This is a genomic window from Rubrimonas sp., from assembly GCF_036788415.1.
Taxonomy (GTDB): domain Bacteria; phylum Pseudomonadota; class Alphaproteobacteria; order Rhodobacterales; family Rhodobacteraceae; genus Rubrimonas.
On the sequence record NZ_DAIQNN010000142.1, the window covers coordinates 1 to 5,377 of the forward strand.

Below are 5,377 nucleotides of genomic sequence, written 5' to 3' on the forward strand. Positions count from 1 at the left end.
CCGACGCTGATGCTCTTGGACATCGTGCCCAGCGTCTGGACCATGCCGGCCGACTGGGCGGCGGCGTTGGCTATGGCCCCGGCTACCGCCTTCTCGTCGAGGCCGAGGATTGCCGCTGCGGCCGTCGCACTGCCGAAGACGCCGCAAGTTGAGGTGATGTGCCAGCCCCGCGCGTAGTGCGACGGCGAGACGGCGTTGCCGAGCCGGCAGGTGATCTCCGCCCCGATGACGAACGCCCGCAACGCTTCCTCGCCGCTCAGGATGCGCTCCTGCGCCAGCGCGACGACCGCCGGGGCGACGGGGGCCGAGGGGTGGATGATGGTCGGCGGATGGGTGTCGTCGAAGTCGTGGATGTTGGCCGCCATGCCGTTCAGCATGCAGGCGAGCAGCATGTCGGTCGTTTCCGGCCGGCCGAGCACAGTCGCGTCGCCCCCCCGGCTATAGCGCGACTGGACCGCGAGCGCCTTGTCGACGGCGGCCTCCCGACACCCGGCGAAAGCGGTCGCAAGTACGTTCACGAGCGAACGCCTGGCCGCGTCGACCACATGGCTGGGCAGATCCTCGAACCGGACCGAGCCGACGAAGCCGGCGAGAGTCCGTTCCACTTCGGGGCCCGCCGAAGCGCGTATCGCAACTGACATGTCCACCTTCCGAGTCTTCCTCGCTGTGAGCGCGGCGCGAAGCCGGCCTAGACCCCGGGCGTCGCACCGCCGTCGACCACGAAAACGCTGCCGTGCACGTATCGCGCCGCCGGCGACGCCAGGAAACAGACGGCGCGGGCGATGTCCTCGGGCTCGCCGAAGCTGTCGATGCCGAGGGACCGCCGCAGCCGCTCCCGCGCCTCGTCCCGGTCCACGCTGTCGCGCCGGGCGACGGCCTCGATCCGTTGCTGCAGGCGGTCGGTGACGATGTGACCCGGGCACACGACGTTGACGCGCGGCCGGCCGCCGCCGGCTCGCCTGGCGAGCGCTTTGGAGAAGTTCACGATCGCGGCGTTCACGGGTCCGCCGACGGTGAACTCGGGCTCGGGCGTCTGCCCGCTGACGCCGCTGACGTTCACGATGGCCCCGGACGACGCGACGAGATGCGGCCATGCGCTGCGGCACGCCCGGACCATGGCGTGATACTTCAAGGAGAAGCCGCTGAGATGATCGTCGTCGGTCAGCGCGAGGAAATCGCCGCGCTTCGTGTCGCCCGCGTTGTTCACAAGCACGTCGAGGCGCCCGAAGCGGCCGACCGCAACCTCGACCACCTCGCCCGGCGCCGTCCGCTCCCTCAGGTCGGCAGGCATCGTCAGCACGTCCACGGGCGCTTCGGCCTCGACGTCCAGCCGAGTCTGCTCCAGACCCTCGGCGCTCCTCGCGGTGAGCGCCAGCCGATAGCCCTGCCGGGCGAACTCGAGCGCGATGGCGCGGCCAAGTCCGCGGCTCGCCCCGGTGATGAGCGCAACTGGTTGCGTTTCAGCCATCTGTTCCGCCTCTCGAATCGGGGCTGTCGGGACGTGCGACGGACTGCCGGCGCCATCGGCGCGGGCCCCTCGCGCCGATGACAAAGCCTCAGACGATCATGTTGACTGCTGATAATACGATGCCATACGCTTCAGCAAGCGAAAGCGGGAGAGGACAGTGAACGATCACATCGACCAGAGTTCGGAGCTCTTCCAGCAGGGCCTGAAGATTCGGCGCGAGGTGCTCGGCGCCGCGCATGTAGACCGGTCCCTGAGCAAGGCCGACGCGTTCACGGCCGAGTTCCAGCAGATGGTGACGGAATGGTGCTGGGGTCGGCTCTGGGGCCGCGACGGCCTGGATCGCAAGACGCGCAGCCTCCTCAATCTCGCGATGCTGTCGGCCCTGAACCGCCCTAACGAGGTGGCCCTGCATGTGCGCGGCGCCGTTAACAACGGCGTGTCGCGCGACGAGATCAAGGAGGCCCTGCTGCAGGTGATGATCTATTGCGGCGTGCCTGCGGCGCTCGACAGCATGAAAGTGGCGGCCGAGGTGTTCCGCGACATGGACGGCGAAGCGTGACGTCCCGGGCGACTGCCGCGGCGCGGCAGGAACCGCGGTCGCCCGTCCACGTGACGGGAGAGCTCGCCACCCATATCGCCGCCAGCCGGACTGGCGATCTGCCAGACGCAGTGCGCGCTGAGGGCGTCCGGGCGCTCGTCAACATTGTGGGCTGCTCGGTCGGCGGCGCCGGGGAGGAGGCGGTGTCGATCGCCCTCGATGCCTTCGCTCCCTTCTTCGGCCCGGCTACAGCCGCCATCCTCGGGCGGAGGGAGCGGTGCGATCCGCTGCACGCCGCATTGTTCAACGGCATAGCGTCGCACGTTCATGACTTCGATGACACGATGCCTAAGAATTACATCCACGCCAGTTCGCCGGTCGCCTCGGCCCTGTTCGCCTACGCCTCAACCAACTCCGTGACCGGGCGCGACTTCCTGCACGCCTTCGTGCTTGGCTTCGAGGTCACCGCCCGCGTCGGCAACGCGACGTATCCGGCTCACTACGACGCCGGATGGCACAGCACCGGCACCTGCGGCGTCTTCGGGGCCGCCGCGGCCGTCGGCTGGCTGCTGGCGCTGCCCGCCGACCGTATGGTGCATGCGCTGGGCCTCGCCGCGACGCAGGCGTCCGGACTGCGCGAGATGTTCGGCGCCATGGGAAAGGCCTTCCACCCTGGGCACGCCGCGCGCAACGGCTACGAGGCGGCGCTGCTCGCTCGCGGCGGCTTCACCTCCGGGCGCTACCCGCTGGAGGGTCCGCGCGGGTTCGGCGCCGTCACGTCTGGCTTCTTCGCCGCCGATCGCATCACCGGGGGCCTCGGGCGCGACTTCGAGATCCTCGGCAACGCCTACAAGCCGTTTCCCTGCGGGATCGTGAACCACCCGGCCATCGACGCGGCCCTGCAGCTGCGTGCGGAGCACACGCTCGACCCGGCGTCGATCGCGGCTGTCAGGCTGCGCGTCGCGCCGCTTGTGATGGACCTCTGCGGCAAGCGCGACATCTCGACCGGTCTTGAGGGCAAGTTCTCGGTGGTTCACGGCGCCGCCGTGGCGCTCGTGCGCGGCAAGGCCGGCTTGAGGGAGTACACCGACGAGGGCGTCAACGACCCCGAGGTCAGCCGCGTCCGCAACGCCGCAGTCCCCGAGGGCGACCCGGCGGTGTCGGAGGACGGCGTGCGGATCGAGGTGACCCTGAAGGACGGCACCGTGCTCGCGAAGTCGCTGACGCACTCGCTGGGCAACCTCGCCCGCCCGCTCAGCGAAGCCCAGCTCGACGAGAAGTTTCTCGATCAGGCGGTGCTGAGGCTGCCCGAGGCGAAGGCCCGCCGTCTGCTGGCGGCGACGCGGGGGATCGAAGAACTGGCCGACGTCGGGGAGCTGGTCCGGCTCGCCGTCCCGGACCGCTGAGGTGATGGCGGACAGCGCACCCATTGTCGGCGTTGCGGGACTCGGCAAGATGGGCGCGCCCATCGCCCGGCGGATCGCGGCCGCGGGCTATCGCGTCCACGGCTTCGACGTCGACGCGACGCGGCTGGGGGCCCTTATCGGCGCGGGGGTCGCGCCTGCGGCGTCGCCCGCCGCGCTAGGCGCCGCGTGCGACGTGGTCCTGCTTGTCCTCCCCACGCCCGACGTGGGGCTGACCGTCGCGTTGGGGGAGCACGGGCTGGCGAGCGTCGGCCGGCCCGGTCTCGTGATCGACCTCGCAACGACCGGCCCCGACGCAGAGGAGCGCCTCGAGGCGGAGCTCGGCCGCTACGGCGTACGCTTCATCGGCTGCCCGGTGAGCGGCGGCCCAGCGGGCGCGGAGGCGGGCACGCTGACGCTGATGGCGGGTGGACGCGCCGAGGACATCGCCATGGCGCGGCCGGTGCTCTCGACCTTCGGCGCGCCGATCGTCGTCGGCGAGCGGCCCGCTCAGGCGCAGGCGCTCAAGCTGCTCAACAACATCCTGTCGCTGACCAACCTCGTGGCGGCGGGCGAGGCGCTGGTGTACGCGGCCAAGATCGGGCTCGATCCGCAGGTGACGCTCGACGTGCTGAACGCGTCGAGCGGCCGCAACTCCGCCACCGAGACGAAGATCCCCAGGAACGTCGCCACGGGCAAGTTCGATTTCGGCATGGACGTCGCGCTCTCGCTCAAGGACGCGAGCCTGTTTCTGGACGCCGCGCATCGGCAGGGAGTGCCGACGATGGTCACGTCGACGGTGCGCGACGTCCTCGGCGAGGCCGTGGCCGCCTATGGCGGGAGCGCTGATCTCACCTTCGCCGTGAAGCTGCTGGAGGAGCGAGGCGGCGCCGCATTCCGCTGGCGCGAGGCGGCGCCGCTTTGACCGCAGGAACGAAGGAGAATGACGGGCGGAATTTCTGATACATCATTGTGCCGCCTGCGCAGGACGATCCCAAGGCGATTTCAGAAGGTGCGCAATGGACGAGCTTAGCCTGCACATCACCAACCAACCTCCGACGCTCAGGCGGATGGTCGAAGACCGGTTGAGGGCCGCGATTCTACAAGGGCGCTTCAAGCCGGGGCAACGGCTCATCGAGCGCGAGCTCTGCGAACTCATCGGCGTGAGCCGGACTTCGATCCGCGAGGCGCTACGGCATCTTGAGGCCGAGGGCATCGTCGACACGGTTTCGCAGCGCGGCCCAGTCGTCGCCCGCATGAGTCTCGACGAAGCGATGCAGCTCTACCAGCTGCGCGCGGCGCTGGAGGCTTTCGCCGCAAGGCAGTTCGCGCTCAATGCGTCGGCGACCGACATCAGGCTTCTCAAGGATGCCCTGCAGCAGATCAAGGAGTGCGATCCGCAGGACTCGGGCGGGGCCTTGCTTCAGGCCAAGTCGAACTACTACGCCGTCCTGATGCGGGGCTGCGGCAACATCTACATCGGTCAGCTTCTCTCGAATTTACACAACCGAATCATGCTCCTGCGCAAGACGACGATGAGCCGACCCGGGCGGATCAAGGACAGCATCGCAGAAATGCAGGAGATCTGCGACGCCGTGGAGGCGCGCGATCCCGCGCGGGCGGAACGCGCCGCGATCCTTCACATCGAGGCGGCCAGCGCGATCGCCGCAGAAACGCTCCGGGAGCGCGCCCTAGATCAAGGCTGTTGATTTCCACGCGGAACTGACCCGGGAATCGGCCTGATTTCCGCCGAGATTTGCGCCATGTGACCCCCCCCAGAGCCTTGCGCGACGGGGGGCTACGGAGTGATCCACATGGGACTTTTGAACGTCATCCGACGCATGGCGCCGCGGGAGCAGCTGCCGATGCGCGAGATCGCGCGGCGGACGGGCCTGTCGCGCAACACGATCCGGAAGTCGTTCCCCCTGAACAAAGCGATCAGGCTGCCGCGTAGGCGATCCTCCTGCC

At 69.1% G+C, this 5,377-nt stretch carries 6 protein-coding genes; 4 read left to right on the top strand and 2 right to left on the bottom strand.

The annotated features are described in order from the left end of the window. A partial coding sequence (locus V7Q31_RS17120) for an MmgE/PrpD family protein (protein WP_333835066.1) occupies positions 1-605 on the bottom strand: 605 nt, incomplete at its 3' end. 83 nt (positions 606-688) lie between these two features. Then, positions 689-1,468, bottom strand: a complete 780-nt coding sequence (locus V7Q31_RS17125; protein WP_333835071.1) for an SDR family oxidoreductase — start codon at positions 1,466-1,468, stop codon at positions 689-691. Between the two features lie 157 nt (positions 1,469-1,625). Between V7Q31_RS17125 and pcaC the strand changes: the two genes are divergently transcribed. The 4 genes from pcaC (at position 1,626) to V7Q31_RS17145 (ending at position 5,118) form a co-directional block, all read left to right on the top strand. After that, on the top strand, positions 1,626-2,027 hold the full coding sequence (gene pcaC, locus V7Q31_RS17130) for a 4-carboxymuconolactone decarboxylase (protein ID WP_333835067.1): 402 nt from the start codon (positions 1,626-1,628) through the stop codon (positions 2,025-2,027). A gap of 50 nt (positions 2,028-2,077) precedes the next feature. Continuing rightward, complete coding sequence (locus tag V7Q31_RS17135) at positions 2,078-3,412, top strand: MmgE/PrpD family protein (protein WP_333835068.1); 1,335 nt, start codon at positions 2,078-2,080, stop codon at positions 3,410-3,412. Between the two features lie 4 nt (positions 3,413-3,416). Continuing rightward, a complete protein-coding gene (locus V7Q31_RS17140; protein WP_333835069.1) occupies positions 3,417-4,334 on the top strand; it encodes an NAD(P)-dependent oxidoreductase in 918 nt (305 codons plus the stop codon). Positions 4,335-4,428: 94 nt separating this feature from the next. Continuing rightward, entirely contained in the window at positions 4,429-5,118 is a 690-nt protein-coding gene (locus tag V7Q31_RS17145) for a GntR family transcriptional regulator (protein WP_333835070.1), read from the top strand. The last annotated feature ends 259 nt before the right edge of the window (positions 5,119-5,377 follow it).

Bases quoted from the DNA above. Each gene is read 5' to 3' on its own strand.
- V7Q31_RS17125 (WP_333835071.1), bottom strand. From the start codon at position 1,468: ATGGCTGAAACGCAACCAGTTGCGCTCATCACCGGGGCGAGCCGCGGA.
- V7Q31_RS17140 (WP_333835069.1), top strand. From the start codon at position 3,417: ATGGCGGACAGCGCACCCATTGTCGGCGTTGCGGGACTCGGCAAGATG.
- V7Q31_RS17145 (WP_333835070.1), top strand. From the start codon at position 4,429: ATGGACGAGCTTAGCCTGCACATCACCAACCAACCTCCGACGCTCAGG.